The sequence below is a fragment of the Rhizobium redzepovicii genome (genome assembly GCF_019793435.1).
GTDB classification, from domain to species: domain Bacteria; phylum Pseudomonadota; class Alphaproteobacteria; order Rhizobiales; family Rhizobiaceae; genus Rhizobium; species Rhizobium redzepovicii.
Genome location: NZ_JAILYH010000005.1, coordinates 326,562 through 352,704, shown reverse-complemented (window position 1 = coordinate 352,704; position 26,143 = coordinate 326,562). Strand labels below are relative to the sequence as shown.

Here is a 26,143-nt window from a genome sequence, read left to right as displayed (position 1 = left end):
GTATACCCTCAACCGGTCGGCTTCGCCTTCAGCTCGAGGCGGCGGCGGTGAAGCACCGGCTCGGTATAGCCGTTCGGCTGCTCCCTGCCCTTCAGCACGAGGTCGAGGGCGGCCTGGAAGGCGATCGAGCCGTCGAAATTACCGGCCATCGGCTGGTAGAGGGGATCCGTCTCGTTCTGCCGGTCGACGACGGCCGCCATGCGTTTCATGGTTTCGACGATCTGGGCCTCGGTGACGACCTTGTGGTGCAGCCAGTTCGCCATGTGCTGGGCCGAGATGCGCAATGTGGCGCGATCCTCCATCAGGCCGACATTGTTGATATCGGGCACCTTCGAGCAGCCGACGCCCTGATCGACCCAGCGTACGACGTAGCCGAGGATGCCCTGGGCATTGTTATCAAGTTCGCGCTGGATTTCCTCCGGCGTCCAGTTCGGCCGTACCGCGACCGGCACGGAGAGAATGTCGGAGAGCTTGGCGCGGGCGCGGTCCTTCAGCCCCTGCTGAACCCTGGCGACATTGACCCGGTGATAATGGGTGGCGTGCAGGGTCGCGGCCGTCGGTGACGGGACCCAGGCAGTGTTGGCGCCGGCCTTCGGGTGGGCGATCTTCTGCTCCAGCATCGCCGCCATCAGATCCGGCATCGCCCACATGCCCTTGCCGATCTGGGCGTGGCCGGCGAGGCCGCATTCCAGGCCGATGTCGACATTCCAATTCTCATAGGCCGATATCCAGGCTGCCTGGCGCATGTCGCCCTTGCGAATCATCGGGCCGGCTTCCATCGAGGTGTGGATCTCGTCGCCGGTGCGGTCGAGGAAGCCGGTATTGATGAAGACGACCCGCTCGCGGGCAGCACGGATGCATTCCTTGAGATTGACCGTCGTGCGGCGCTCCTCATCCATGATGCCCATCTTGATGGTGTTGCGCGCCATACCAAGCGCATCTTCGACCCGCGAAAAGATTTCGACCGCAAAGGCGACCTCTTCGGGCCCATGCATCTTCGGCTTGACCACATACATGGAGCCGGTGCGGGAATTTTTCCTCCGGCCGGCCGGGCCGATATCGTAAAGCGCGATCAGGCCGGTGATGACAGCATCCATGATACCCTCCGGCACTTGCCTGCCGTCGCGGTCGATAATGGCCGGATTGGTCATCAGGTGGCCGACATTGCGCACCAGCATCAGCGAGCGGCGATGCAGCTCGAAGGCAGCGCCATCCGGACCGGTATAGTCCAGATCGGGGTTGAGCTTGCGGATGAAGCTCGCCCCGCCCTTTACCACTTCCTCCTGCAGATCGCCCTTCATCAGGCCGAGCCAGTTGCGATAGACTACGGTCTTGTCCTCGGCGTCGACGGCGGCAATCGAATCCTCGCAGTCCATAATCGCCGTGATCGCCGATTCCAGCCAGACATCGGAAATATGAGCCGGATCGGACTTGCCGATTGCCGTCGTCGCATCGATGACGATCTCGATATGGATGCCGTTGTTCTTCAAGAGAATATGCGTCGGGGCCGCAGCATCGCCGCGATAGCCGGCAAAATGCCCGCCATCGACAAGCATTGCCTGTTCGCCATCGGTCGATCGGAGAACGAGCACCCCATCCTTGATAGCGAAACCGCCGACGTGCTTCCAGCTGCTGTCCTGCAGCGGTACCGCTGTGTCGAGGAAATCGCGCACCCAGGCGATGACCTTCTCGCCCCGCTTCGGATTGTACCCTTTGCCCCGTTCGGCGCCGTCGCTCTCCGGAATGGCGTCCGTGCCATAGAGCGCATCGTAGAGCGAGCCCCAGCGCGCATTGGCAGCGTTCAGCGCATAACGGGCATTCATGACGGGAACGACGAGCTGCGGGCCGGCGATCAAGGCGATCTCGGGGTCGACATTTTGGGTCGAAACCTGGAAGTCCGATCCTTCCGGCAGGAGATAGCCGATCCCGCGGAGGAAGGATTGGTAGTCGTCCATATCCGTAGGCGCGCCGTGCTGGCGATACCAGTCGTCGATCTTGATCTGCAGCTCGTCGCGTCTTGCCAGCAGGGCACGATTCCTCGGGGCGAGATCGTGGACGATCGCCGAAAAATCGGCAAAGAACTTGTCCGCATCGATCCCCAGACCCGGCAGAACCTCCTGGACGAGGAAATCATGAAGGACGGCTTCGATGGCAAGACCGTTCTTATCAATGCGGCTCATGCGACATTCTCCCTGGCAACGACTTTGAATGCTGCCACTTTGCCCGGCTTTCATTCACAGTCAATTCCGCAATAATTCGAAAGATTTATGCTTATCGGGAAATTATGCGCGGTGTCACCTGCATCGGCAGGCCGTTCTGCGGCTGCGTCGTCAGCTTTTGTACCGGCCAGGGATTGGTCTCATCGGTGGAATCGAAACGATAGCGATGCATCAGCACGGCAAGGGCAATCACCGCCTCCTGAAGCGCAAAGGTTGCGCCGATGCACACACGCGGACCGGCGCCGAAAGGCAGGAACTGGAAGCGGCCGATGGAGCCGCGGTTTTCCGGCAGGAAGCGCTCGGGCATGTAGGCGCGCGGCCTATCCCAATAGAGTTCGTGGCGATGCAGCGTCCAGGGCATGATGAGCACGGTGATCCCGGCCTCGAGCTCGACCCGCTCGCCCTTGGGGCTTGTCCAGGAGTCATCCGATATGGCGGCGCGATTGATGGATGGCGCCGGCGGATAGAGGCGTAACGTCTCCTCGAAGGCAGCGCGCGTTTGCGGCATCATATCCAGCCATTCCACAGGTTCGGCCCCGGTGGCGAGCACCGCGTCGATTTCCATCTCCATCGCCTCGCGGATATGCGGGCTGTTCGAGACGCAATAGAGCGTCCAGGCCAATGCCCGTGCCGTGGTCTCATGCCCGGCGCCGATAAAGGTCAGAATATTGTCTTCGATTTCTTCCTTCGTCAGCCCGTCGGGGCCGGCCTGGTCCAGCAGCAGGGTCAGGAAATCTTCGGGTGCTGTGGCGCGATTCGCCTTCATCTTTGCAGTTCGCATATCCATCGTGTTGCGGACGATAGAACGGAATTTCTCCAGCACTTTCTGACCGCCGATGCGTGTCACACGTGGAACCCAGGAGGGGGCGCGCATCAGGTCCATCGGATCGACGCGGCCCATGCGATGCAGGAGAGCATTGACGTCATCGGCGAAATGGCCGCTCGAGGTGACGATTTCGCCTGAAAATAACGTGTCGGCGAGAATCGCGAAGGTCAGCTCGGTCATATCAGTGCTGATATCAAAAATTGCCCCCGTCTCGCCGGCACTCTGATATTTGCGGGCATAATCTTCCGACTGGCGCAGCATCTGCCCGGCAAAACCCTGGGCATGGCGAGGCGTGAAAACCGGCGCCACCGCCTTGCGTGATCTCTTCCAGACGGGACCTTCTGCGGTCAGGAGGCCGTCACGCAGGATCGGACGCAGCACCAGCTGGCGAATGTCCGACATGCGATAATTGCCGGCATTATCGACCAAAACATGCTTGATCAGACCGGGATCGTTGACGATCAGCGTGTGTTGCCCAAAGAAGCTCGTCTTTATCCAGGGCAGCGTATAGGACGGCTCGCCCCAGAGTTCGAGCGGATTGCGCAGGATGATGCGGATGATTTCCAACCGGCTTGGCGGCACGGTGCGCGGCAGCGGTGCCGGCGGAAAGAAGGGATCAGGACGCATGTCCATCGTCAAAGCCTTTCGGGGAAGATCAGCGCCTTCCCGGCAAGCTTGAAGCTAGAGCAGGCCCTTGAGTTCGTCCAGCTTGTCGTTGATCAGCCAGCCGTAATAATTCTCCTCCGGCCAGACGGTCGCACCCGAAGAGCGGTTCTTCGCAGCGAGTGCGGCGGCGCGCTGGCGCGAGTTGCCGACATTATAAAGCGTTGCAGTCAGACCGGGGTTGCCTGAGATATCCATGCCGGCAATCTCCCTGTAATCGTCGATCGACCGGCGGATCGAGGCGGCGACGAAGGCGAGCGATATGTCGGGATCCATGATCGCCCTGTAGACCGCGCCGGCATTCTTCTCGTTCAGTTTCGGATAACCGGAGACGCGGGCCACGAGATCGGAGAGCATCAGCGCCGTCAGCGGATTGACCTGGCCGAGGCCGAAGGTCTGGCCGGCGTAGAAGGGCTGAAAGAAGACCGCGCTGAAGCGGTTGTTGGGGAAGCTCTTGCCGCCCACCGTCTTGCCGCGAAAATCGCTTTCCCAGACATCTTCGCGGCAGGACCACAGCGTGTAGGAATCACTCTTGCCTTTGCATTCGGCAAATTGCGGCCGCGCCACGAATTCATCGACGTTTTCGCCGTCATAGGCGAAGCGGAAGCTTTCACCGGCATAGGAAGCGGCCTTGACATAATAGGATTGCAGCCGGTCGTAGGCGTCGACGTTATAGGTGTGTTCGCCGACGATCGCGCCGACGACATGGATGGGATTGATGCCGTAAGCGCTGGAGACCTTGCGAATCTTGGCCATCAGCTCGCGATCGGTCGCCAGCAGGTCGTGGACCTTTTCATATTTCAGATCGAAGCTGCTCTTGGTTCCCTTGGTGCGCCTGACGGAAGCGCCCGGAATATCGGGCTGTTCGGCATGACGATTGCCGGCCGGCACCGTCTGCATGGCGAAGGCAGGCGCCGAATTCACCAGGGCAACGGCAATCAAAAGGCTTGTCAAAAGGCGTCGCACGATCCGCTATCCCGTCCCGTTCCATCGTCGTGTTTGCGATGCGGCTGACTGGACCAGAATCTTGGCCGAATAAAGCCGGAGCGGAAAACAAAACGGGCCTTCACTAAAAAGTAAAAGGCCCGCTGTCGAGAGAGAGTGCGTGACAATCCGGCATTCACGTCGGGAAAGACATGGACCGGTGCGCCGATATCACAAAATGAAACGCGAGAGATCGGTATTCTGCGCGAGATCGCCGACATGTTCGCGCACATAGGCGGCATCGATGGTGACGGCCGTGCCGCCGCGATCGGGGGCGTTATAGGAAATATCGTCCAGGACCCGCTCCATTACCGTCTGCAGCCTGCGGGCGCCGATATTCTCGACGGAGGAGTTCAGATGCACGGCGACATCGGCGAGCGCATCGATCGCGTCGTCGGTGAATTCGAGGTTCAGGCTTTCGGTCTCCATCAGTGCGCGGTACTGGCGGATGAGGCTTGCTTCCGTCTCGGTCAGGATCCGACGGAAATCCTCCTTGTTCAGCGGGCGCAATTCGACGCGGATCGGCAATCGGCCCTGCAGCTCCGGCAGAAGATCGGAGGGTTTGGAGACATGGAAGGCGCCTGAGGCGATGAAGAGGATATGATCCGTCTTCACCGGCCCGTATTTGGTCGAAACTGTCGTGCCTTCGACGAGCGGCAGAAGGTCGCGCTGGACGCCTTCGCGCGACACGCCGGCACCCATGCCGCCGTCGCGGGCAGCGATCTTGTCGATTTCGTCGAGGAAGACGATACCGTCATTCTCTGTGGAGCGAACAGCCTCGCGCTGGATGACCTCATTGTCGATCAGCTTGTCGGATTCATCGCGGATCAGATCGGTATAGGAGGCCTTGACCGTCGTGCGGACCTTCTTGGTGCGGCCGCCCATCGCCTTGCCGAACATCTCCGACAGGTTGAGCACCCCAATATTGGCGCCTGGCATGCCGGGTATTTCGAAGCCTCCCATGCCGGAACCGGCATCGGCCACCTCGATATCGATCTCCTTGTCGTCGAGCTCGCCGTCCCTCAGCTTCTTGCGGAAGTTTTCGCGGGTAGCGGGCGAAGCCGTGGTGCCGACCAGCGCATCGAGAACACGCTCCTCGGCGCTGACATGCGCCTTGGCCTGGACCTCGGTCCGCTTCTTCTCACGCACCAGACCGATGCCGACCTCGACCAGATCGCGGATGATCTGCTCGACATCGCGGCCGACATACCCGACTTCGGTGAATTTGGTGGCTTCCACCTTGATGAAGGGCGCGCCGGCGAGTTTTGCCAGGCGGCGGGAGATCTCGGTCTTGCCGACACCGGTCGGGCCGATCATCAGGATGTTTTTCGGCATGACTTCGTCGCGCAGACTCGGGTCGAGCTGCTGGCGGCGCCAGCGGTTGCGCAGCGCGATCGCGACGGCGCGTTTGGCGTCATGCTGGCCGATAATGTAGCGATCGAGTTCGGAAACGATCTCGCGGGGGGAAAAGGTCGTCATTGCGTGTCATTCTCCTGGCGGTCCAGGGCCATCAGCGCCCGGCCGCAAATACATCTTTGTTCGCCGCGGGAGCGGCCGGAAGGCCTCAGATTCAGCCTTCGACATCCAGCGATTCCACCACGATATTGTGGTTGGTGTAGACGCAGATGTCGGCGGCGATTTCGAGGGCGCGGCGCGCGATCTCTTCAGCCGATTTGTCGGTATCCATGAGGGCGCGGGCGGCGGCGAAGGCAAAATTGCCGCCAGAACCGATCGCCGTCGTGCCATGCTCGGGCTCCAGAACGTCGCCATTGCCGGTGATCGCCAGCGTGATCGACTTGTCGGCGACGAGCATCATGGCTTCGAGATTACGCAGGTATTTGTCGGTGCGCCAGTCCTTGGCGAGCTCGACAGCGGCGCGCATCAGCTGGCCGGGATATTGCTCCAGCTTCTTTTCAAGCCTTTCGAGCAGGGTAAAAGCATCGGCCGTGGCGCCGGCGAAACCGGCAACGACTTCGCCCTTGCCGATGCGGCGCACCTTGCGGGCATTGCCCTTCATGACGGTCTGGCCGAGGCTCACCTGGCCGTCACCGGCCATCACCACCTTGCCGCCTTTTCGAACTGTAATGATCGTTGTCATCAAACACCTGTCTGCCCACGACGCGGGCGTTTACGCGAGACCACACATTGGCCCTGTTGAGCCCTATGTAAGGGGGCCGGCGCCGTTTGCAAATGGGCCGGCTTTTCTCTTGCCCGGCTTCTGGATATTTGCCGATCCGCCTGATAAGGAACGGCCTTATTCCGATGGAGGGCCATATGGCCGAGACCGCAGCAAGCCGCACGGGCAGTGTTTCCCGCAAGACCAACGAAACCTCGATTTCCGTCTCCGTCAATCTCGACGGCACCGGCAAATCGAAGATTTCGACCGGCGTCGGCTTCTTCGATCATATGCTCGACCAGCTTTCGCGGCATTCGCTGATCGACATGGAGATCGAATCCCAGGGCGATCTGCATATCGACGACCACCACACGGTCGAGGATACGGGCATCGCCATCGGCCAGGCGATCTCCAAGGCGCTCGGCGACCGGCGCGGCATCACGCGTTACGCCTCGATTGATCTGGCCATGGACGAGACGATGACCAAGGCCGCGGTCGATCTGTCCGGCCGGCCGTTCCTCGTCTGGAACGTCGCCTTCAGCGCGCCGAAGATCGGCACGTTCGATACCGAACTCGTTCGCGAATTCTTCCAGGCGCTCGCCCAGAATGCCGGCATCACCTTGCATATTCTCAACCATTATGGCGCCAACAATCACCATATTGCCGAGACATGCTTCAAGGCCGTCGCCCGCGCATTGCGCACGGCGACAGAGATCGATCCGAGACAGGCCGGCCGTGTACCTTCGACGAAGGGCACGCTCGTCTGAGCCCCTCAAGGGAGCAGCGACAATGACATCCAGCTATATTTTCCTGACGCCGCCCGGCGGCACGCGCGCCACGGTCGAAGAGACCCGGACTATCCGTGACGGCTTCACGCTGCTCGGCTTTCTGTTTCCATGGGTTTGGCTGCTCGCACATCGGCTGTGGCTGCATGCGGCCGCGGTCTTCGTGCTGCAGGCGATCGGCGGTGCGTTGATGGACGAGCCGGGCCTCGGGCTGGCGGGAGCGGCCCTCCTGCTGGGCGTGAATGTGCTGGTCGGCCTCGAGGGCCAGAATTTCCGCATCCGCCACCTCGCCGCCAAGGGGTGGACCGAAGATGGGCTCGTTGCAGCCGATACGATCGCCATTGCCGAGGACGTCTATTTCTCGGACAAGGCGGCCGTTGCCGACAGCAACAAGGACACCGCACCGGACTGGGAGAACAAGACCCGTCCGAACAATCCGCCTGGCCAGGCCACCTCGCTTGGTCTCTTTGGTTTTGATGGAGGACGCTGACGATGCGCGTCGCGATTATCGATTATGGTTCCGGCAATCTGCGCTCGGCGACCAAGGCTTTCGAACGGGCCGCCCGTGAAGCGGGCATCGATGCGCATATCGATCTCACAGACAAAGCCGAAAATGTTGCCGCCGCCGATCGTATCGTGCTTCCCGGCGTCGGCGCCTATGCCGATTGCCGGCGCGGGCTCGATGCCGTGCCCGATATGGCGGAGGTGCTGATCGAAGCGGTCGAGAAGAAGGCGCGGCCGTTTCTCGGAATCTGCGTCGGCATGCAGCTGATGTCCTCGCGCGGGCTCGAGAAGACCGTGACGCACGGTTTCAACTGGATCCCCGGCGACGTCGTCGAGATGACGCCCGATGATCCGGCGCTAAAGATCCCGCAGATCGGCTGGAACACGCTCGACCTGAAGCGCGAACATCCGTTGTTCGACGGCATTCCGACGGGGTCCGAGGGGCTGCATGCCTATTTCGTGCATTCCTATCATCTTGCCGCCGAGAACGCCGACGATGTCATCGCGACCGTCGACTATGGCGGTGCGATGACCGCTCTCGTCGGGCGCGACAACATGGTCGGCGCCCAGTTTCACCCGGAAAAGAGCCAGAAGCTCGGCCTGGCGCTGATCGCCAATTTCCTGCGTTGGAACCCGTAATACCGCCGCCTTATTTCCCCTTTATGGAAACGGCGGAACAGGAGTGCGCTCGATGCCGGCTTCGCGGAAATCAGGCAAGGTGTTCTACATGCTGAGACCCTCCAGAGAAGGTCTGCCGCCGTTCTCGGATATCCGGCTTCCCGACGGAACGATCATCCGCCGTGTCGATGAGACCATTCACAAAAGAGCGCTTTCCAATGCAGCCAAAGCGATGAAAGAAAGGCTGGACCGATGATCCATGAATTTCTTGCCGGCAACGAGAATTCGCAGCTGCGCGCCAACGGCATCAACGCCGACGATATCGCTGAGGCCGTGCTGGAATTTTATATTGAAGGCGAGGACGATCTCATCGGCCTGCTTGCCTATGCCCTTTACGAGCGACAGAAGCGCGATTTCGTCCTCAGCTATCGCAAGCGCAACGCCGGCCGTTCTCCCAACGAGGCCGAGCTTGCCGCGGTCGCCAGCAATTATCTCTCTACCGACCTGCGCAATACGCTGCGCGATCGCGCCTCGCAGATCCTTTCGACTTATGCCGAAACCTATGTAGAGGCGATGGAGCCGGAAATCCGGCTCGCCGCCGTCAACAGCCAGGCGCTGAGAGAGGTGCGCGACATCGAGACATCAGTGAAGCGGCGCCTCGGCTTCTGGCGTCAGGTTCGGGCCGGTTTCACCGTCACCCTGCTGCTTCTTCTGCTTTTCGGCGCGGCCACCATTGCCGCTGTCTTTTTTCACTCGGATATCGTAGATGCGTGGAATGCGCTGATGGTACCGACCACTCTACGGACGTAAGACGACATGATCCTTTTTCCCGCGATCGATCTGAAGGGCGGCCAATGCGTCCGCCTGCGGCTCGGCGACATGCAGCAGGCGACGGTTTACAACACCGATCCGGCCGCCCAGGCGAAATCCTTCGAAGACCAGGGTTTCGAATGGCTGCATGTGGTCGATCTCGACGGCGCCTTTGCGGGACATTCGGCCAATGGCGACGCCGTGGAAGCGATCCTCAAGGCAACACAAAATCCGGTGCAGCTCGGCGGCGGCATCCGCACGCTCGATCATATCGAGGCATGGCTGTCGCGGGGGCTGCGGCGCGTCATTCTCGGCACCGTCGCGGTCAGAAATCCTGATCTGGTCATCGAAGCCTGCCGGAAATTTCCCGGTCACGTCGCCGTCGGCATCGATGCCAAGGGGGGCAAGGTGGCCGTCGAGGGCTGGGCTGAAGCTTCCGAACTCGGTGTCATCGAGCTCGCCAGGAAATTCGAAGGCGCCGGCGTCGCCGCGGTCATCTACACCGATATCGACCGTGACGGCATCCTTGCCGGCATCAACTGGGCCTCGACGCTGGAACTTGCCGAAGCCGTCTCCATTCCGGTCATCGCCTCCGGCGGCCTTGCCTCTCTCGACGACATCAGGCGTATGCTGGAGCCGGATGCGCAGAAGCTCGAAGGGGCAATTTCAGGCCGGGCGCTTTACGACGGCCGTATCGACCCCGCGGAAGCACTGGCGCTGGTCAAGGCCAGCAGGGCAAAGGAGACTGCGTAAATGACCCTCAAGGCCCGTGTCATCCCCTGCCTCGACGTCAAGGACGGCCGCGTCGTCAAGGGCGTCAATTTTCTCAATCTCGTCGATGCCGGCGATCCCGTCGAAGCGGCGAAAGCCTATGATGCGGCCGGCGCCGACGAGCTCTGCTTCCTCGACATCACCGCTTCTTCGGACAATCGCGATACGATCTTCGATGTCGTGTCGCGCACGGCCGACCAATGCTTCATGCCGCTGACGGTCGGCGGCGGGGTGCGCACCATCGCCGATATACGCAAGCTCTTGCTGTGCGGCGCCGACAAGGTCTCGATCAATTCGGCAGCGGTCAGCAATCCCGACTTCGTCACTGAGGCGGCCGACAAGTTCGGCGACCAGTGCATCGTCGTCTCGATCGACGCCAAGCGCAGACGCACGCAGGCGGTCGGCGGCGACAATCTCAGCGCCTGGGAAGTCTATACGCATGGCGGCCGCAATGCGACCGGCATCGACGCCGTCGAATTCGCCCAGAAGATGGTTGAACGCGGCGCCGGCGAATTGCTGGTCACCTCGATGGACCGCGACGGCACCAAGGTCGGCTACGATCTGGAGCTAACGCGGGCGATTGCCGATGCGGTGCGTGTGCCTGTCATCGCATCCGGCGGCGTCGGCGATCTCAACGATCTCGTCGCCGGGGTGAAAGAGGGTCATGCCAATGCCGTTCTCGCCGCATCGATCTTCCACTTCGGCACCTATTCCGTCGGCGAGGCGAAGCACTATATGTCGAAGTGCGGCATCGACATGCGTCTCGACTGAACCTTGAAAGCGGACATATGAGCGGATTTTCCCTTTCCGATCTCGAAAGCATCGTCGCAGAGCGCTCGACAGCCTCGCCGGAGCAATCCTGGACGGCGAAGCTCGTCGCCGCCGGCCAGCCGAAGGCGGCCAAGAAGCTAGGTGAAGAGGCGATCGAAGCGGTGATGGCGGCGGTGACCGGCGACCGCGAGAATCTGACCTATGAAGCCGCCGATGTGCTCTATCACCTTTTGGTCGTATTGAAGATTGCTGAAATACCGTTAGAGAATGTCATGGCCGAACTCGAGCGCAGAACCGCGCAGTCCGGCCTCAAGGAAAAGGCCGGCCGGCAGAGTTCATGAGTATCGCGACTGAGATTATCGGGGTGCCGGAAACGTTGGATCACTTCCAGTCGGACTCCTATTCGCCCTATCACTTCTTCTCTTCCGAACAATGGGCGAAGTTCCGCGCCGACACGCCGTTGACGCTGACCAGCGACGAGGTCAAACGGCTGCGCTCGATGGGCGACCCGATCGATCTCGACGAGGTCAGGCGCATCTATCTGTCGCTGTCGCGGCTGCTGTCGGCGCATGTCGAATCCTCGCAGATGCTGTTCGAGCAGCGCAACCGCTTCCTCAGCATCTCCGATGTGACGAAGACGCCTTTCGTCATCGGCATCGCCGGCTCGGTCGCCGTGGGAAAATCGACCACGGCCCGTGTTCTCAAGGAACTGCTGGGGCGCTGGCCTTCGAGCCCGAAGGTCGATCTCGTCACCACCGACGGCTTCCTTCATCCGAATGCCGTGCTGCAGCGGGAAAAGCTGATGCAGCGCAAGGGTTTTCCGGAGAGTTACGACACGGCCGCAATCCTGCGCTTTCTCTCGGCGATCAAGGCCGGACAGCCGGATGTCAAGGCGCCGAGCTATTCGCACCTCGTCTATGACGTGCTGCCGGACGAATACAAGATCGTCGACCGGCCGGACATCCTGATCTTCGAGGGCATCAACGTATTACAATCGCGCGACCTGCCGGCCGGCGGCAAGATCGTGCCGATGGTCTCCGACTTCTTCGACTTCTCGATCTATATCGATGCCGCCGAAGACCTGATTCACAACTGGTACGTCGCACGTTTCATGCGGCTGCGCGAGACCGCCTTTCGCGATCCGAATTCCTATTTCCATCGCTACGCTTCGATCAGCGACGCGGAAGCGCTCGAAATTGCCGGGGATCTCTGGGCGAACATCAACCTGAAAAACCTGCGGCAGAACATCCTGCCGACGCGGCCGCGCGCCGATCTGATCCTGAAAAAAGGCAAGGATCACCTGATCGAACAGGTCGCGCTGCGGAAACTATAGCAGGCGATCTTTGCTGACCATCAGCTTGGAGGATTGATGCGGCGCAGCGTCAGATTGATGCGGCCGCCATTCTTCAAGAGCGTCGACGTCGCCGGATGAATGCGGTCGACGCCGTGAAAACACAGTCTCCCCTCGCCGCCCAGAACGACCAGATCGCCGCTGGAGAGCTTGACGGATAGCGTGCGATGATTGCGGCTGAGGCCGCCGACGCGAAAAAGGCAGCTGTTGCCGAGCGAGATCGAGACGACCGGCGCCTGCAAATCCCTCTCGTCCTTGTCCTGATGCAGGCCCATGCGGGCTTCGTCGGAATAGAAATTGATCAGGCAGGCTTCCGGCGGTTTGTCGTAGCCGGCAACATCATTCCAGATATCGAGCAATTCCTGCGGCAGATCGGGCCAACGCCTGCCGGTTGCCGGATGCGTCGGCTGGTAGCGATAGCCGCGCTCCTTGTCGGTCACCCAGCCGAGCGGCCCGCAATTGGTCATCCGCACCGACATCGGCTTGCCGGTCCCGGGCATGACGGGCACATAAAGCGGCGCCTCGGCGACAATCGTGCGGATCACCTCGACCAAGGCCTCCTGACGCGCCCGATCGAGATAGCCGGGAAGATGGCGAATACCGCTCAAGAACTCCAGCATGTCATTCACCACTGCCGCCGCCAGGGCGGCCACGCATTTTCTTGACTTCCGAGCGGCCGGATTTTTCCTTCAGGCGGCGCTCGACCGAACCCTTGGTCGGCTTGGTCTTCTTGCGCGGCGGCGGCGGCGGCTTGGCGGCCTCCAATATCAATTCCTTCAGCCGCTCGCGCGCATCCTCGCGATTGCGGTCCTGGCTGCGAAACCGGCTCGCCTCGATCATCAGCACGCCGTCCTTCGACAGACGCCGACCGGCGAGCTTGACCGCATTGGTTTTGACACGATCGTTCAGCGACGGCGAATTCGGGATATTGAAAAACAGCTGAACCGCGGTCGAGACCTTGTTGACATTCTGCCCGCCGGGCCCGCCCGCCAGAACGAACTGTTCCGTCAGCTCCCATCCTGATATGGTGATCCTGTCGTCGATATAGAGTGCGTCGCTGGCCATGCGCCGTTCTATCTCACATCGGCAGCCAGTTGAAAATATCGGCCGTCAACCGAAAAACCCGGCAATCCTGCGATGCCGGGTTTCACGTGAGTCAAAGATTATTCGTTTTATTCAGCCGCAACCTTCACGCCCGGGGCCGCGTCGCGGACGCCGCCATCGACGTGACCTTCGAATTTGGCGAAGTTGGCGATAAACATCGAGACCAGCTTTTCGGCCTGCGCGTCATAGGCTGCCTTGTCGGCCCAGGTCGAGCGCGGGTCGAGAATGCTGCTGTCGACGCCGTTGACGGAGACCGGCACGGCGAAGCCGAAATTGGAATCCGCACGGAATTCGACTTGGCCGAGTTCGCCGGTCAGGGCGGCGGCGAGCAGCGCGCGTGTCGCCTTGATCGGCATGCGCTTGCCGGTGCCGTAGGCGCCGCCGGTCCAGCCGGTGTTCACCAGCCAGCATTCGACGCCGTGGCGGCTGATCAGTTCCTTGAGCAGATTACCGTATTCGGCCGGATGGCGCGGCATGAACGGAGCGCCGAAGCAGGTGGAGAAGGTCGCTTCCGGCTCGACGACACCCTTTTCGGTGCCGGCCACCTTGGCGGTGTAGCCGGAGAGGAAGTGATACATCGCCTGGTCGGGCGTCAGCCGCGCGATCGGCGGCATGACGCCGAAGGCATCGGCGGTCAGCATGATGATCGTCTTCGGATGCCCGGCCCGGCCGGTTTCCGAAGCGTTGGGGATGAAATCCATCGGATAAGCGCAGCGGGTGTTCTCAGTCAGCGAGCCGTCATCGAAATTCGGCTCGCGGCGCTCGTTCAGCACGACGTTTTCAAGCACGGTGCCGAAGCGCTGGGTCGTCGCGTAGATTTCCGGCTCGGCTTCGGCCGACAGACGGATGGTCTTGGCGTAGCAGCCGCCTTCGAAATTGAAGATGCCGTTTTCGCTCCAGCCGTGTTCGTCATCGCCGATCAGCGTGCGGGCCGGGTCGGCCGAAAGCGTCGTCTTGCCGGTGCCGGAAAGGCCGAAGAACACCGCTGCGTCACCATTCGGGCCGACATTGGCCGAGCAGTGCATCGGCATTACGCCCTTGGCGGGCAGCAGGTAGTTGAGGACGGTGAAGACCGACTTTTTCATTTCACCGGCATAGGAGGTGCCGCCGATGAGGACGAGACCGTTGGTCAAGTCGCAGGCGATCACCGTTTCCGAACGGCAGCCGTGGCGGGCCGGATCGGCCTTGAAGCTCGGCAGATCGATGATCGTCAGCTTCGGCGCAAAGCTCGGCAGTGCTGCGGCGTCGGGGCGAATCAGCAGATTGCGGATGAACAGCGAATGCCAGGCAAATTCGGTGACGACGCGGGTCGGCAAAGCATGGCCTTCCTCGGCACCGCCGATGAGATCCTGAACGAACAGGTCCTTGCCCGCGGCATGCGCCAGCATATCCGCGCGCAGCAGCGCGAAATGTTCCGGCGAGAGCGGCTTGTTGTTGTCCCACCAGATTTCGCCGTCGGTATTGCTGTCGCGAACGACGAACTTGTCACGCGGCGAACGGCCGGTGTGCTGGCCGGTGATAGCCCGCAGCGCCCCCTGAGCGGTGAGTTCGGCTTCGCCCCGGCGGATCGATTCTTCATAGAGCGCGGCGGCGGAAAAGTTGTAGCGAACGCTGGCTGCGCCGCCCAATCCAACCGTTGCCAGCTCTGTTGCCGGGTTATGAACTCCGAACATTTCCATGGCTAGTTCCCTTCGCTCAGGCTCGTTGCCGTTAAAACTAATCGCGAAAATACGGGTAGAATTTTTAAAACACAAGAGACAAAACTTGAAAAAATATAGTAATATCAATTATTTAATCGATTTAAATTTAACGCCATAATTTTAAATCGTTTTAAATTGGCGCGTTGAAACATTTTACCGCACCACTCACGATTGCCTTCGAATTCCACGACAATCTTTCCCTTTATCTTTGCCACAATTTGTTCCACCTTTATCCTCCATAAGCGCATCCGGTCACTGAGACCGCCTGGGGAGAGCAAATCCGGGAGATTGCGCACTGATGACGGAGACGAACACCATGCCGACAATCGCGCTCGTTGATGACGACCGCAACATCCTCACCTCGGTGTCGATCGCACTGGAGGCCGAAGGATATAAGGTCGAGACCTACACGGACGGTGCTTCGGCCCTCGACGGCCTGCTGGCGCGCCCGCCGCAGCTGGCGATCTTCGACATCAAGATGCCGCGCATGGACGGCATGGAATTGCTGCGCCGTCTGCGGCAAAAGTCGGATATTCCCGTCATCTTCCTCACCTCCAAGGATGAGGAGATCGATGAGCTGTTCGGCCTGAAGATGGGCGCCGACGATTTCATCACCAAGCCTTTTTCGCAGCGCCTGCTGGTCGAGCGCGTCCGCGCCGTGCTGCGCCGCGCCTCGAGCCGTGAAGCCGCAGCCGCCGGCGCCAGCCCTGTCGGCGCGCCGAAGAACGGCGCCGTGCAGCAGGCCCGCTCGCTGGAGCGCGGGCAGTTGGTCATGGATCAGGAGCGCCATACCTGCACCTGGAAGGGTGAGGCCGTGACGCTGACGGTCACCGAATTCCTGATCCTGCATTCGCTGGCGCAGCGCCCCGGCGTCGTCAAAAGCCGCGACGCGCTGATGGACGCAGCCTATGACGAACAGGTCTATGTCGACGACCGGACCATCGACAGCCACATCAAGCGGCTGCGCAAGAAATTCAAGATGGTCGACACCGACTTTGATATGATTGAAACACTCTACGGAGTGGGATACCGCTTCCGCGAAGCAGCCTGAGCCCAAACGGCGCAGCGCGAGACATTGTTGAGGGCTGCGGGCCGGTTTATCCGGCCTCGCCCTTCGAAAGGGCCAGTCGTTGGCACAGTTGGTGCAGGAAAGGGATCTCGACGATGCGGAGGGCGTGAGCACCCGTCGCGTCCGGGGCCGCCGTTGGTCGCATCCCTTCACGCTGATCCGCCGCATCTTCGGCAATGCCGTATTTTCGAGCCTGACGCGGCGCATCGTCTTCTTCAATCTCGTCGCACTGCTGGTGCTCGTCGGCGGTATCCTCTACCTCAACCAGTTTCGCGAGGGACTGATCGACGCCCGCGCCGAGAGCCTTTTGACGCAAGGCGAGATCATCGCCGGCGCCATTTCGGCCTCCGCATCGGTCGATACCAACTCGATCACCATCGATCCGCAGAAGCTGCTCGAGCTGCAGGCCGGCCAGAGCATCACCCCGGTGCCGAACGACGAAGACCTCGAATTCCCCATCGATCCCGAGAAGGTCGCGCCGGTGCTGCGCCGGCTGATATCTCCGACGCGCACGCGCGCCCGCATCTTCGATGCCGATGCAAATCTCCTGCTGGATTCCCGCCATCTTTATTCGCGCGGCCAGGTGCTGCGCTTCGACCTGCCGCCGGTCGAAGAGGAGAAGCAGACCTGGAGCGAATGGTTTGCCACCCTGTTCAACAAGGCGCTACAGCCCGGCAACCTACCGCTCTATAAGGAAGCGCCGGGCGGCGACGGCTCGATCTATCCCGAGGTGATGAACGCGCTAACCGGCGTGCGCGGCGCCGTCGTGCGCACGACCGAAAAAGGCGAGCTCATCGTTTCGGTCGCCGTGCCGATCCAGCGTTTCCGCGCCGTGCTCGGGGTGCTGCTGCTGTCGACGCAGGCAGGCGACATCGACAATATCGTGCATGCCGAGCGGCTTGCCATCATGCGCGTCTTCGGCGTCGCGACGCTCGTCAACGTGTTGCTTTCGCTGGTGCTCTCGTCGACGATCGCCAATCCGCTGCGCCGCCTTTCGGCCGCCGCCATCCGGGTGCGCCGCGGGGCAAAGACACGTGAGCAGATTCCCGACTTCTCCGCCCGCCAGGATGAAATCGGCAATCTTTCCATTGCATTGCGCGAAATGACGACGGCACTCTACGACCGGATCGATGCGATCGAGAGTTTCGCCGCCGATGTCAGCCACGAACTCAAGAATCCGCTGACGTCGCTGCGCAGCGCCGTCGAAACGCTGCCGCTTGCCCGATCCGACGATTCCAAGAAACGGCTGATGGACGTCATCCAGCACGATGTCCGCCGCCTCGACCGGCTGATCAGCGATATCTCCGACGCCTCGCGCCTCGATGCCGAGCTTGCCCGTGTCGATGCCGGTTCCGTCGACATGGAGGTGCTGCTGCGCGACCTCATCGAGGTTTCGCGCCAGGTCAGGAGCACCAAGAAGCAGGTGGAGATCGAATATGCGATCGACCGCAAGCCGAACGTCAAGACCCGCTTCGTCGTTACCGGCCACGACCTGCGCATCGGCCAGATCATCGCCAACCTGATCGAGAACGCCCGCTCCTTCGTGCCGGAGAAGGGTGGCAAGATTACCGTGCGGCTAGTGCGGACACGGTCGCGCTGCGTGACCACGATCGAAGACAACGGGCCCGGCATCCAGGCAGAAAATATCGACCGCATCTTCGAGCGCTTCTATACCGACCGGCCGGAATCGGAAGGCTTCGGGCAGAATTCGGGGCTCGGCCTGTCGATCAGCCGCCAGATCGCCGAGGCCCATGGCGGTTCGCTGAGAGCGGAGAACATCACCGATGCCGAAGGCGGACAGGTGCTCGGTGCCCGCTTTATCCTCGCTTTACCCGTCGATGCCGCCGCATGACGGCGCCCCGGAACATTCATGCGACGGCGATCGTCGTTGGCAGGACGGGGCTCTTGTTCAGCGGTCCCTCCGGCTGGGGAAAATCGATGCTTGCCTTCACCTGCATGACCGAGGCGCGCCGGCTCGGGCTGTTTACGGCATTGGTCGCCGACGACCAGGTTCTTCTCTCCGAAGAGACCGGCAGCGTGGTGGCCACATGCCCGCCATCGATCGCCGGGCTGATCGAGCTTCGCGGCACCGGCATCGTCCGACAGGAGCATGTGCCCCAGGCGGCGATGCATTATGCCGTGCTTCCGGGCAGCGCGTCCGGCGAAAACCGCGTGCCGCCGGAGGGTGAAATCGTCAGCCTCGCGCCCGGCCTTTCGCTTCCCGCATTGCGGCTGCTCACAGGCGTCGCTTCACCGCTGGCAATGTTGATGGCGAAAGCGCCCGATATCGGACATTGAAGCCTTCCGGATTGATCAATCTGCCTTATATATTCGCATTTTTATCTTGCACTTCGGCTTTTCATGGCCAAGATGTGCCCCCACCGGTGGACGTAATTGCTGCATTGCGATATTGGGGCCACCGTTCGCGTATATGGGAGCAGTAATATCATGATCGGACTTGTGCTTGTCACTCATGGCAAGCTGGCTGAAGAGTTTCGTCATGCTGTCGAGCACGTCGTCGGTCCTCAGAAATTCATCGAGACGGTCTGTATCGGCCCCGAAGACGACATGGATCAAAGACGGCAGGACATTCTGGAAGCTGTATCCGGTGCCGATGACGGCCATGGCGTCGTCATTCTGACCGACATGTTCGGCGGAACGCCGTCCAATCTCGCCATTTCAGTCATGAGCAGCGGCCATACCGAAGTCATTGCCGGCGTCAACCTGCCGATGCTGATCAAGCTCGCCGGCGTGCGTGGCGAGAACAACATGGAGAAGGCGCTGGTGGAGGCTTCCGAAGCCGGGCGGAAATATATCAATGTCGCGAGCCGCGTGCTCAGCGGAAAATAACGGCCCTTCATGACATCGCTCTCCCGGGAACTCCTCATCATCAACAAACGCGGCCTTCACGCACGCGCCTCCGCCAAATTCGTGCAGATGGTCGAGACCTTCGATGCCGCCATCACCGTTTCCAAGGACGGAATGACGGTCGGCGGCACCTCGATCATGGGCCTGATGATGCTGGCGGCAAGCCCCGGATCGAGCGTCGTCGTCTCGGCAAGCGGCAGCCAGGCCGCGGAAGCGCTCGAGGCCCTGGACCAACTGATCCAGAACCGGTTCGGCGAAGAGATGTGAGCTTTCCGAGCTCATATAAACATATAAAGACTTCTTTATATCCTTATTGCCTTCCCACCCGAAGCCTGCTAAACGGCGGATATGCCGTGCGCTAACGCATGTTGCATCGAACTTGCTTCATGCGACACGCTTCAGCTCTCTTTTTTGTGCATGTCGTCATCCCGGAACCGCTGCGCATCTCCGGGTGACCTGCATCAGGACGCGGCCCATCCATCGCGCGGTCATCTTCGCGCTTGCGCCAATTTTGAGACGTTTTTCAGCCTGGAGGCCTCTATGAGCACTGAAAAAGATTATGTCGTCGCCGATATCGGGCTTGCGGATTTCGGCCGCAAGGAAATTACCATCGCCGAAACCGAAATGCCGGGGCTGATGTCCTGCCGCACCGAATTCGGCGACGCAAAGCCGCTGAAGGGCGCGCGCATCACCGGCTCGCTGCATATGACCATCCAGACGGCCGTGCTCATCGAAACGCTGGTGGCGCTTGGCGCCGAAGTTCGCTGGGCCTCGTGCAACATCTTCTCGACGCAGGATCACGCCGCTGCCGCAATCGCCGCTGCCGGCGTTCCTGTTTTCGCCATCAAGGGCGAGTCGCTTGAAGATTACTGGGTCTATACCGACAAGATCTTCCAGTGGGCCGATGGCGGCCTTTCCAACATGATCCTCGATGACGGCGGCGACGCCACCATGTACATCCTGCTCGGCGCCCGCGCCGAAGCTGGCGAAGACGTGCTGTCGCATCCGCATTCCGAGGAGGAGGAAATCCTCTTCGCACAGATCAAGAAGCGCCTCGCCGCTTCGCCTGGCTGGTTCACCAAGCAGCGCGACGCGATCAAGGGCGTCACCGAGGAAACAACGACCGGCGTCAATCGCCTCTACCAGCTCAGCCAGAAGGGCCTGCTGCCCTTCCCGGCGATCAACGTCAACGACTCGGTCACCAAGTCGAAGTTCGACAACAAGTACGGCTGCAAGGAATCGCTGGTCGACGGCATCCGCCGCGGCACCGACGTGATGATGGCCGGCAAGGTTGCCGTCGTCTGCGGCTACGGCGATGTCGGCAAGGGTTCTGCCGCTTCGCTCTCCGGCGCCGGCGCCCGCGTCAAGGTAACCGAAGCCGATCCGATCTGCGCCCTGCAGGCCGCCATGGACGGTTATGAAGTCGTGCTGCTCGAGGACGTCGTTTCCTCGGCCGATATCTTCATCACTACCACCGGCAACAAAGACGTCATCCGCATCGACCACATGCGTCAGATGAAGGACATGGCGATCGTCGGCAATATCGGCCACTTCGACAACGAAATCGAAGTCGCCGCGCTGCGCAATCTCAAGTGGACCAACGTCAAGCCGCAGGTCGACCTGATCGAATTCCCCAAGGGCAACCGCATCATCCTTCTTTCCGAAGGCCGCCTGCTCAACCTCGGCAACGCCACCGGCCATCCGTCCTTCGTGATGTCGGCCTCCTTCACCAACCAGACGCTGGCGCAGATCGAGCTCTTCACCAAGCCCGATCAATATTCGAACCAGGTCTATATCCTGCCGAAGCATCTCGATGAAAAGGTCGCACGCCTGCATCTCGACAAGCTCGGCGTGAAGCTGACGGAGCTTTCCGAAGAGCAGGCTGCCTATATCGGCGTCTCGCCGAAGGGCCCGTTCAAGTCCGACCACTACAGATATTGATCTGATCGTTAATATCCACAAGATGTAGAAGCCGCGGCATTGACAAATGCCGCGGCTTATTTTTTGGGCGCTCTCTTCCCGCCGATTCCCATCCGAAGTATTGTTTTAAGACTTGATTCGTGGCGCCGGACCCCGTCCGGCCGCTCCGGAAATGGGATGTCTTGTCGTAATGCGGCACATTGAAGGACGGAGACATACCGCGGATGTCGGAACTGAAACACAGCCTGCCGGGTCAGGCGGATGATGGCGTTCGCGCCGGTCGCCGCCCGCTCATGGCGGGCCAAGAACAGCAATATGCAACGGCACACGAGGCCGCAAAGCAAGAGCATGGATCATTGGCGCGCTTTCTGAAAGCCTGCGCGGCTGGCACGGCGCTTGCCGCGCTGGCGCGGCCAGTTCTGGCCCAGACGGAGCAGCAAGCGGCGGCCGCGGCTCACCTTTTCACATCCTCGCAGGTCGTCGGCGTTTCCGTCGTCATCGGCGTCATATCGGCAGCACTGCTTTCGACATTGTGGCTGGTGCGCCAGCGCGGCAATCTGGAAAGCGAGAGCCGGGAAATCCGCTCGGCGCTGTCCGATGCCCAGCAGCGCATTTCGCAATACCAGGCGCTGATCGCCGACAAGAACCGGCGGATCGTCATCTGGGACGGCAATGCCCGTCCCGAACTGCTCGGCCAGCTTCCGCCCGAGACCGGTGCCCCGCAGGACGGCGAATTCCTGGCCTTCGGACTCTGGCTGAAGTCCCGCTCGGCCGCCGATCTGGAAAAGGCGATCGACCGGCTGCGCGATGGGGCACAGAGCTTCGACATGGTGGTCGAAACCATCCGCGATGAAATTCTCGAAGCACAGGGCCGGGTTTCCGGCGGCCGCGCCTTCGTCCGTTTTGTGGCGCTCAACAATCTGCGCGCCGAGCTTGCGGAGCTCAGGATCGAGCGCGACCGGCTGATGACCTCGATCTCGGCCTTCCAGACCATGCTCGACGCGATCGACATGCCGGCTTGGCAGCGCGATCCCGCCGGCCGCCTCACCTGGGTCAACCAGGCTTATGGCGAGGCCGTCGAAGCGCGCTCGCCGCAGCAGGCGATCAATGAAGGCCGCGAGATGCTGACGACCGTGGCGCGCGAACGCATTCGCGCGACGGTGACGCCGGAATCGCCCTTCCACGACACGATCTCGACGGTGGTGCACGGCAACCGCACCTTCTTCGACGTCGTCGACGTCAGGCTTCCCGGCGGCTCGGCCGGCATCGCAATCGATGTGTCCGACATCGAGGCGGTGCGCGCCGAGCTGGAACGGACGCTGAAGAGCCATGCCGAAACGCTCGACCATCTCGCCACGCCGGTCGCGATCTTCGACGGCGACCGCCGGCTGCAATTCTACAACCAGGCCTTCGTCGCACTCTGGGAGCTGGATATCGCCTTCCTGGAAGGCCGGCCGGACAATAGCGAGCTGCTCGAGCGGCTGCGGGCAGCCAAGAAGCTGCCGGACCAGCTCAACTGGAAGAGCTGGAAGGAAGCAGCCCTTTCCGTCTACCGCGCGCTCGACACGCAATCCGATCTCTGGCACCTGCCGAACGGGCAGACATTGCGCGTCTTTGCGACCGCCCATCCGCAGGGCGGCGCCACCTGGGTGTTCGAAAATCTGACCGAGCAGGTCGATCTCGAAACGCGCTACAACACGCTGGTCAAGGTGCAGGGCGAAACGATCGACCATCTATCCGAAGGTGTGGCGGTGTTCGGCCCGGATGGACGCATCCGCCTGTCGAACCCGGCTTTCCGCGCACTCTGGGGGATCACCGAAACCGAAGCCAAGCCCGGCACCCATATCCGCGCGTTGGGCGAGGCCTGTGCGCCGTCCTATGACCGGCCGGACGGCTGGAAGACCTTCGCCGAGCTGATCACCAGCTTCGACGACGAACGCCGCTCGGGCCAAGGAACGCTGGAACTGTTCTCCGGCCTGGTGCTCGACTATGCGGTCATCCCGCTGCCGAATGCCCAGACCATGCTGACTTTCGTCAACATGACGGACAGCGTACGGGCCGAACGGGCGCTGACCGAGAAGAACGAAGCGCTGCGCAAGGCCGACGAGCTGAAGAACGACTTCGTCCAGCACGTCTCCTACGAGCTGCGCTCGCCGCTGACGAATATCATCGGCTTCACCGACCTGCTGCGGACGCAGGGCGTCGGGCCGCTGAACGAACGGCAGGCCGAATATATCGACCATATCTCGACCTCGTCCTCGGTTCTTTTGACGCTCGTCAACGACATTCTCGACCTCGCGACCGTCGATGCCGGCATCATGCGGCTCAACTATGCGGATATCGATCTCAACGACCTGCTCGACGACGTCTCGATGCAGATCGCCGATCGCCTGCATGAAAGCGGCGTCGCGCTCGAAATCACCGCGCCGGCCTATCTCGGTTCGATCGTCGCCGACCCGCAACGGCTGAAGCAGATCCTTTTGAAGCTGCTTTCCAACGCGGCGAATTTCTCTCCCGAGGGCACCTCGATCTCCCTGGAATGCCATCGCGAAGGCACGGATTTCGTTTTCGCCGTCAGCGATCGCGGCCCCGGCATCTCACCCGATATGATCGCCACCGTCTTCGACCGCTTTGCGACCGGAGCGAAAAGCGGCAAACGCGGCGGTGCCGGCCTCGGCCTCTCGATCGTCGACAGCTTTGTCAGCCTGCATCATGGCGACGTGACGATCGACAGCGAGCCGGGCAAGGGCACGACCGTCGTCTGCCGCATTCCCTCGGTCGATATCCCGCATTCAGCTGCCGCCGAATGACGACCGGCGATACGATCTCGGTTTTTCTGAAGGACGAAGCGGCAACGATCCGCTTCGGCGACGATCTGGCGCTCGCCCTGAAAGCCGGCGATTGCCTGGCTCTTTCCGGCGATCTCGGCGCGGGCAAATCCTCACTCGCCCGTGCGATCCTGCGCGCCATGGCCGATGACGAGGGGCTCGAAGTCCCAAGCCCGACCTTTACGCTGGTGCAATCCTACGATCTGCGCATTCCGGTTTCGCACTTCGATCTCTACCGGCTCGGCGATCCGGCCGAATTGACGGAGCTCGGATTCGACGAGGCCCTGGAGAACGGCATCTGTCTCGTCGAATGGCCCGAGATGGCTGAGGGCGAACTGCCGGCCGATCGCATCGCACTAAGGCTGGACCAGGACGGCAGCGGCCGCCGGGCAACGATCAAAGCCGCAGAGCCGCAGGCCTCACGCATCCGCAGGGTCCTGGCGATCCGTGCCTTCCTCGACGAAGCCGGCTTTCCCACTGTCAAACGCCGCTTCCTGACCGGCGATGCTTCGCTGCGCGCCTATGAGGCGATCTATCTGGACGCTGCCCCGCGAAAAATACTGATGGATTGGCGCCCGCATCCCGAGGGACCGCCGGTCCATGACGGCAAGTCCTATCCCAAGGTCGCGCATCTGGCACAAAACGCCTATCCTTTCGTTGCGATTGCCGATGCCTTGCGCGAGCGCGGTTTTGCAACGCCGGAGATTTATCAGGTCGATTATGAGCAGGGTATCCTGCTGATCGAGGATCTCGGCACCGAAGGCGTGCTCGATGACGACGGGCAGCCGATCGTCGAACGTTACCGGCAAAGCGTCGCCTGCCTTGCCCATCTTCATTCCATGCAGATCCCTCAGAATATCCCGGTGTCTGCAACGCACACGCATCACATTCCGGACTTCGACCGCACGGCAATGAAGATGGAAGTGCAGCTTGTGCTCGATTGGCATATTGCCTGGAAGCGCGGCACACCTCCCACCGATATCGAACGGGCGGAGTATCTGGCGATCTGGGACGCGCTCATCGACGAGCTCGCGACAGCCGAGAAGAACCTGCTGCTGCGCGACTTCCACTCGCCGAACATTATCTGGCGCGATGAGAAAAGCGGTATTGGCAAAATCGGCATCATCGACTTCCAGGATGCAATGATCGGCCCGACCGCCTATGATCTGGCTTCCATCGTCCAAGATGCGCGGGTCACGATCAAACCGGCGCTCTTCCGGCAGCTGATGGATGATTATCTCGCCCTTCGCCGTGCCCAAGGCGGCTTTGACGAAGCCGAATTCATGAAGGCCTGGGCGATCATGTCTGCGCAGCGCAATTGCAAGCTCGCCGGTCTTTGGGTGCGGCTGTTGCAGCGCGACGGGAAGCCCGGCTATCTCAAGCATATGCCGCGAACGCTCGCCTATCTCCAGGTCGCATTCGAGCACGAAGCGCTTGCCCCCTTGCGTGATTGGTGCGCAAGGGCTGGAATAGGCCAAAGCGAATCATAAGTTCCGGATCAGGATGACAATCAGACAAGCCATGGTACTGGCCGCGGGTCTTGGAACCCGTATGCGCCCGATCACCGACACGATCCCGAAGCCGCTGGTGAAAATCGACGGCAAGCCGATGATCGACTATGCGCTGGATTCGCTGGTTGCGGCTGGCGTCGAACGGGCCGTCGTTAACGTTCACCACTTTGCCGGCCAGATGCTCGACCATCTCGAGGCCTATCGCGGCCTCGACATCATCATCTCAGACGAGCGGGAAGCACTGATGAATTCCGGCGGCGGGCTGGCGAAGGGTTTGAACCTGCTCGATCGCGAGAACGTTTTCGTCATGAATGCCGATCTCTTCTGGATCGGCGAACAGCTCGGGCGACCGACGAACTTGCAGCGCTTAGCCGGATTCTTCGATGCCGAACGCATGGACATGGCGCTTCTCTGTGTGAGGATCGAGGATACGACGGGTCACAACGGCAAGAACGATTTCGGCATGGCGGCCGACGGCCGGCTGGCGCGGTATCGCGACGATCCGTCCAATCCCGTCGTCTATGCCGGCGCGATCGTCATGAACCCGTCGCTGCTCGACGATGCGCCAAAGGATGCCTTCAATCTCAATATTTATTTCGACAAGGCGATCGCGCGCGGGCGGCTTTTCGGCATGCTGCTCGAGGGCCACTGGCTGACGGTGGGAACGCCGGAGGCAATCGGCGAGGCGGAGGAAACGATCCGACGGCTGCGGGCGTTCGCGTGAG

At 61.2% G+C, this 26,143-nt stretch carries 27 protein-coding genes; 18 read left to right on the top strand and 9 right to left on the bottom strand.

The window, feature by feature from the left end; translation table 11 throughout:
* Positions 1-8 precede the first annotated feature (8 nt).
* The 5 genes from K6N12_RS10640 to hslV all read right to left on the bottom strand — a co-directional run bounded on the left by K6N12_RS10640 (position 9) and on the right by hslV (position 6,790).
* Positions 9-2,180: a malate synthase G gene (locus K6N12_RS10640; protein ID WP_097625134.1), complete on the bottom strand. Its 2,172-nt coding sequence runs from the start codon at positions 2,178-2,180 to the stop codon at positions 9-11.
* 91 nt (positions 2,181-2,271) lie between these two features.
* Positions 2,272-3,678, bottom strand: coding sequence for a cytochrome P450 (locus K6N12_RS10635; protein WP_097625133.1), 1,407 nt, complete (start codon positions 3,676-3,678; stop codon positions 2,272-2,274).
* A 48-nt stretch (positions 3,679-3,726) separates the two neighbouring features.
* A complete protein-coding gene (locus K6N12_RS10630; RefSeq protein ID WP_097625132.1) occupies positions 3,727-4,674 on the bottom strand; it encodes a DUF1402 family protein in 948 nt (315 codons plus the stop codon).
* Positions 4,675-4,863: 189 nt separating this feature from the next.
* Complete coding sequence (hslU, locus tag K6N12_RS10625) at positions 4,864-6,171, bottom strand: ATP-dependent protease ATPase subunit HslU (RefSeq protein WP_097625131.1); 1,308 nt, start codon at positions 6,169-6,171, stop codon at positions 4,864-4,866.
* A 91-nt stretch (positions 6,172-6,262) separates the two neighbouring features.
* A complete protein-coding gene (gene hslV, locus K6N12_RS10620) occupies positions 6,263-6,790 on the bottom strand; it encodes an ATP-dependent protease subunit HslV (protein ID WP_003583308.1) in 528 nt (175 codons plus the stop codon).
* A gap of 176 nt (positions 6,791-6,966) precedes the next feature.
* Between hslV and hisB the strand changes: the two genes are divergently transcribed.
* From hisB to coaA, 9 genes are read left to right on the top strand one after another with little or no spacing between them, the layout of a single operon-like run.
* Positions 6,967-7,575, top strand: a complete 609-nt coding sequence (hisB, locus tag K6N12_RS10615) for an imidazoleglycerol-phosphate dehydratase HisB (protein ID WP_054185459.1) — start codon at positions 6,967-6,969, stop codon at positions 7,573-7,575.
* 22 nt (positions 7,576-7,597) lie between these two features.
* Positions 7,598-8,083 (top strand): DUF2628 domain-containing protein, encoded by a 486-nt coding sequence (locus tag K6N12_RS10610; protein ID WP_097625130.1) that lies wholly within the window; start codon positions 7,598-7,600, stop codon positions 8,081-8,083.
* Between the two features lie 2 nt (positions 8,084-8,085).
* Positions 8,086-8,736, top strand: coding sequence for an imidazole glycerol phosphate synthase subunit HisH (gene hisH / locus K6N12_RS10605; RefSeq protein WP_097625129.1), 651 nt, complete (start codon positions 8,086-8,088; stop codon positions 8,734-8,736).
* Positions 8,737-8,788: 52 nt separating this feature from the next.
* Positions 8,789-8,971: a hypothetical protein gene (locus K6N12_RS10600; protein ID WP_097625128.1), complete on the top strand. Its 183-nt coding sequence runs from the start codon at positions 8,789-8,791 to the stop codon at positions 8,969-8,971.
* A complete protein-coding gene (locus K6N12_RS10595) occupies positions 8,968-9,525 on the top strand; it encodes a hypothetical protein (RefSeq protein ID WP_097625127.1) in 558 nt (185 codons plus the stop codon). The genes K6N12_RS10600 and K6N12_RS10595 overlap by 4 nt, the downstream gene beginning before the upstream one ends.
* 6 nt (positions 9,526-9,531) lie before the next feature.
* Positions 9,532-10,278, top strand: a complete 747-nt coding sequence (hisA, locus tag K6N12_RS10590; protein ID WP_097625126.1) for a 1-(5-phosphoribosyl)-5-[(5-phosphoribosylamino)methylideneamino]imidazole-4-carboxamide isomerase — start codon at positions 9,532-9,534, stop codon at positions 10,276-10,278.
* On the top strand, positions 10,279-11,067 hold the full coding sequence (hisF, locus tag K6N12_RS10585) for an imidazole glycerol phosphate synthase subunit HisF (protein WP_097625125.1): 789 nt from the start codon (positions 10,279-10,281) through the stop codon (positions 11,065-11,067).
* Positions 11,068-11,084: 17 nt separating this feature from the next.
* On the top strand, positions 11,085-11,408 hold the full coding sequence (locus K6N12_RS10580; RefSeq protein ID WP_097625124.1) for a phosphoribosyl-ATP diphosphatase: 324 nt from the start codon (positions 11,085-11,087) through the stop codon (positions 11,406-11,408).
* Positions 11,405-12,400: a type I pantothenate kinase gene (coaA, locus tag K6N12_RS10575; RefSeq protein ID WP_097625123.1), complete on the top strand. Its 996-nt coding sequence runs from the start codon at positions 11,405-11,407 to the stop codon at positions 12,398-12,400. Before K6N12_RS10580 ends, coaA begins: the two co-directional genes overlap by 4 nt.
* 20 nt (positions 12,401-12,420) lie before the next feature.
* Here coaA and K6N12_RS10570 read toward each other — a convergent pair whose 3' ends face one another.
* The 4 genes from K6N12_RS10570 to K6N12_RS10555 all read right to left on the bottom strand — a co-directional run bounded on the left by K6N12_RS10570 (position 12,421) and on the right by K6N12_RS10555 (position 15,449).
* The gene (locus tag K6N12_RS10570; RefSeq protein ID WP_222148807.1) at positions 12,421-13,038 is read right to left on the bottom strand and encodes an alpha-ketoglutarate-dependent dioxygenase AlkB family protein; all 618 of its coding nucleotides are present in this window, start codon (positions 13,036-13,038) and stop codon (positions 12,421-12,423) included.
* A gap of 1 nt (position 13,039) precedes the next feature.
* Positions 13,040-13,483, bottom strand: coding sequence for an alternative ribosome rescue aminoacyl-tRNA hydrolase ArfB (gene arfB, locus K6N12_RS10565; protein WP_097625121.1), 444 nt, complete (start codon positions 13,481-13,483; stop codon positions 13,040-13,042).
* A 107-nt stretch (positions 13,484-13,590) separates the two neighbouring features.
* Entirely contained in the window at positions 13,591-15,201 is a 1,611-nt protein-coding gene (locus tag K6N12_RS10560; protein WP_097625120.1) for a phosphoenolpyruvate carboxykinase, read from the bottom strand.
* A gap of 104 nt (positions 15,202-15,305) precedes the next feature.
* Positions 15,306-15,449: a hypothetical protein gene (locus K6N12_RS10555; RefSeq protein WP_165503893.1), complete on the bottom strand. Its 144-nt coding sequence runs from the start codon at positions 15,447-15,449 to the stop codon at positions 15,306-15,308.
* 89 nt (positions 15,450-15,538) lie between these two features.
* Here K6N12_RS10555 and K6N12_RS10550 point away from each other — a divergent pair, with 89 nt between their 5' ends.
* From K6N12_RS10550 to K6N12_RS10510, 9 genes are all read left to right on the top strand, one after another.
* Positions 15,539-16,273, top strand: a complete 735-nt coding sequence (locus K6N12_RS10550; RefSeq protein WP_003589490.1) for a response regulator transcription factor — start codon at positions 15,539-15,541, stop codon at positions 16,271-16,273.
* Positions 16,274-16,352: 79 nt separating this feature from the next.
* The gene (locus K6N12_RS10545; RefSeq protein WP_003589491.1) at positions 16,353-18,143 is read left to right on the top strand and encodes a sensor histidine kinase; all 1,791 of its coding nucleotides are present in this window, start codon (positions 16,353-16,355) and stop codon (positions 18,141-18,143) included.
* Entirely contained in the window at positions 18,140-18,589 is a 450-nt protein-coding gene (locus K6N12_RS10540; RefSeq protein WP_097625119.1) for an HPr kinase/phosphorylase, read from the top strand. The genes K6N12_RS10545 and K6N12_RS10540 overlap by 4 nt, the downstream gene beginning before the upstream one ends.
* A gap of 150 nt (positions 18,590-18,739) precedes the next feature.
* Entirely contained in the window at positions 18,740-19,141 is a 402-nt protein-coding gene (locus K6N12_RS10535) for a PTS sugar transporter subunit IIA (RefSeq protein ID WP_003544139.1), read from the top strand.
* A gap of 9 nt (positions 19,142-19,150) precedes the next feature.
* The gene (locus K6N12_RS10530; RefSeq protein ID WP_012559412.1) at positions 19,151-19,426 is read left to right on the top strand and encodes an HPr family phosphocarrier protein; all 276 of its coding nucleotides are present in this window, start codon (positions 19,151-19,153) and stop codon (positions 19,424-19,426) included.
* Between the two features lie 273 nt (positions 19,427-19,699).
* Positions 19,700-21,100 carry an adenosylhomocysteinase gene (gene ahcY / locus K6N12_RS10525; protein WP_097625118.1) on the top strand — a complete coding sequence of 467 codons (1,401 nt, stop codon included), beginning with the start codon at positions 19,700-19,702 and terminating at the stop codon, positions 21,098-21,100.
* A 203-nt stretch (positions 21,101-21,303) separates the two neighbouring features.
* Complete coding sequence (locus K6N12_RS10520) at positions 21,304-23,889, top strand: PAS domain-containing sensor histidine kinase (RefSeq protein WP_131710937.1); 2,586 nt, start codon at positions 21,304-21,306, stop codon at positions 23,887-23,889.
* Positions 23,886-25,397 (top strand): tRNA (adenosine(37)-N6)-threonylcarbamoyltransferase complex ATPase subunit type 1 TsaE, encoded by a 1,512-nt coding sequence (tsaE, locus tag K6N12_RS10515; protein WP_131710936.1) that lies wholly within the window; start codon positions 23,886-23,888, stop codon positions 25,395-25,397. Before K6N12_RS10520 ends, tsaE begins: the two co-directional genes overlap by 4 nt.
* Positions 25,398-25,410: 13 nt before the next feature.
* Positions 25,411-26,142, top strand: a complete 732-nt coding sequence (locus K6N12_RS10510) for a nucleotidyltransferase family protein (protein ID WP_097625115.1) — start codon at positions 25,411-25,413, stop codon at positions 26,140-26,142.
* Position 26,143: the final 1 nt, after the last annotated feature.

Bases quoted from the DNA above. Each gene is read 5' to 3' on its own strand.
- K6N12_RS10600 (WP_097625128.1), top strand. From the start codon at position 8,789: ATGCCGGCTTCGCGGAAATCAGGCAAGGTGTTCTACATGCTGAGACCC.
- K6N12_RS10580 (WP_097625124.1), top strand. From the start codon at position 11,085: ATGAGCGGATTTTCCCTTTCCGATCTCGAAAGCATCGTCGCAGAGCGC.
- hslV (WP_003583308.1), bottom strand. From the start codon at position 6,790: ATGACAACGATCATTACAGTTCGAAAAGGCGGCAAGGTGGTGATGGCC.
- K6N12_RS10570 (WP_222148807.1), bottom strand. From the start codon at position 13,038: ATGCTGGAGTTCTTGAGCGGTATTCGCCATCTTCCCGGCTATCTCGAT.
- K6N12_RS10610 (WP_097625130.1), top strand. From the start codon at position 7,598: ATGACATCCAGCTATATTTTCCTGACGCCGCCCGGCGGCACGCGCGCC.
- K6N12_RS10595 (WP_097625127.1), top strand. From the start codon at position 8,968: ATGATCCATGAATTTCTTGCCGGCAACGAGAATTCGCAGCTGCGCGCC.
- K6N12_RS10530 (WP_012559412.1), top strand. From the start codon at position 19,151: ATGACATCGCTCTCCCGGGAACTCCTCATCATCAACAAACGCGGCCTT.
- K6N12_RS10635 (WP_097625133.1), bottom strand. From the start codon at position 3,678: ATGGACATGCGTCCTGATCCCTTCTTTCCGCCGGCACCGCTGCCGCGC.
- hisA (WP_097625126.1), top strand. From the start codon at position 9,532: ATGATCCTTTTTCCCGCGATCGATCTGAAGGGCGGCCAATGCGTCCGC.
- ahcY (WP_097625118.1), top strand. From the start codon at position 19,700: ATGAGCACTGAAAAAGATTATGTCGTCGCCGATATCGGGCTTGCGGAT.
- tsaE (WP_131710936.1), top strand. From the start codon at position 23,886: ATGACGACCGGCGATACGATCTCGGTTTTTCTGAAGGACGAAGCGGCA.
- hisF (WP_097625125.1), top strand. From the start codon at position 10,279: ATGACCCTCAAGGCCCGTGTCATCCCCTGCCTCGACGTCAAGGACGGC.
- K6N12_RS10540 (WP_097625119.1), top strand. From the start codon at position 18,140: ATGACGGCGCCCCGGAACATTCATGCGACGGCGATCGTCGTTGGCAGG.
- K6N12_RS10640 (WP_097625134.1), bottom strand. From the start codon at position 2,180: ATGAGCCGCATTGATAAGAACGGTCTTGCCATCGAAGCCGTCCTTCAT.
- K6N12_RS10520 (WP_131710937.1), top strand. From the start codon at position 21,304: ATGTCGGAACTGAAACACAGCCTGCCGGGTCAGGCGGATGATGGCGTT.
- hisH (WP_097625129.1), top strand. From the start codon at position 8,086: ATGCGCGTCGCGATTATCGATTATGGTTCCGGCAATCTGCGCTCGGCG.
- K6N12_RS10535 (WP_003544139.1), top strand. From the start codon at position 18,740: ATGATCGGACTTGTGCTTGTCACTCATGGCAAGCTGGCTGAAGAGTTT.
- K6N12_RS10560 (WP_097625120.1), bottom strand. From the start codon at position 15,201: ATGGAAATGTTCGGAGTTCATAACCCGGCAACAGAGCTGGCAACGGTT.
- K6N12_RS10550 (WP_003589490.1), top strand. From the start codon at position 15,539: ATGCCGACAATCGCGCTCGTTGATGACGACCGCAACATCCTCACCTCG.
- arfB (WP_097625121.1), bottom strand. From the start codon at position 13,483: ATGGCCAGCGACGCACTCTATATCGACGACAGGATCACCATATCAGGA.
- coaA (WP_097625123.1), top strand. From the start codon at position 11,405: ATGAGTATCGCGACTGAGATTATCGGGGTGCCGGAAACGTTGGATCAC.
- hisB (WP_054185459.1), top strand. From the start codon at position 6,967: ATGGCCGAGACCGCAGCAAGCCGCACGGGCAGTGTTTCCCGCAAGACC.
- hslU (WP_097625131.1), bottom strand. From the start codon at position 6,171: ATGACGACCTTTTCCCCCCGCGAGATCGTTTCCGAACTCGATCGCTAC.
- K6N12_RS10510 (WP_097625115.1), top strand. From the start codon at position 25,411: ATGACAATCAGACAAGCCATGGTACTGGCCGCGGGTCTTGGAACCCGT.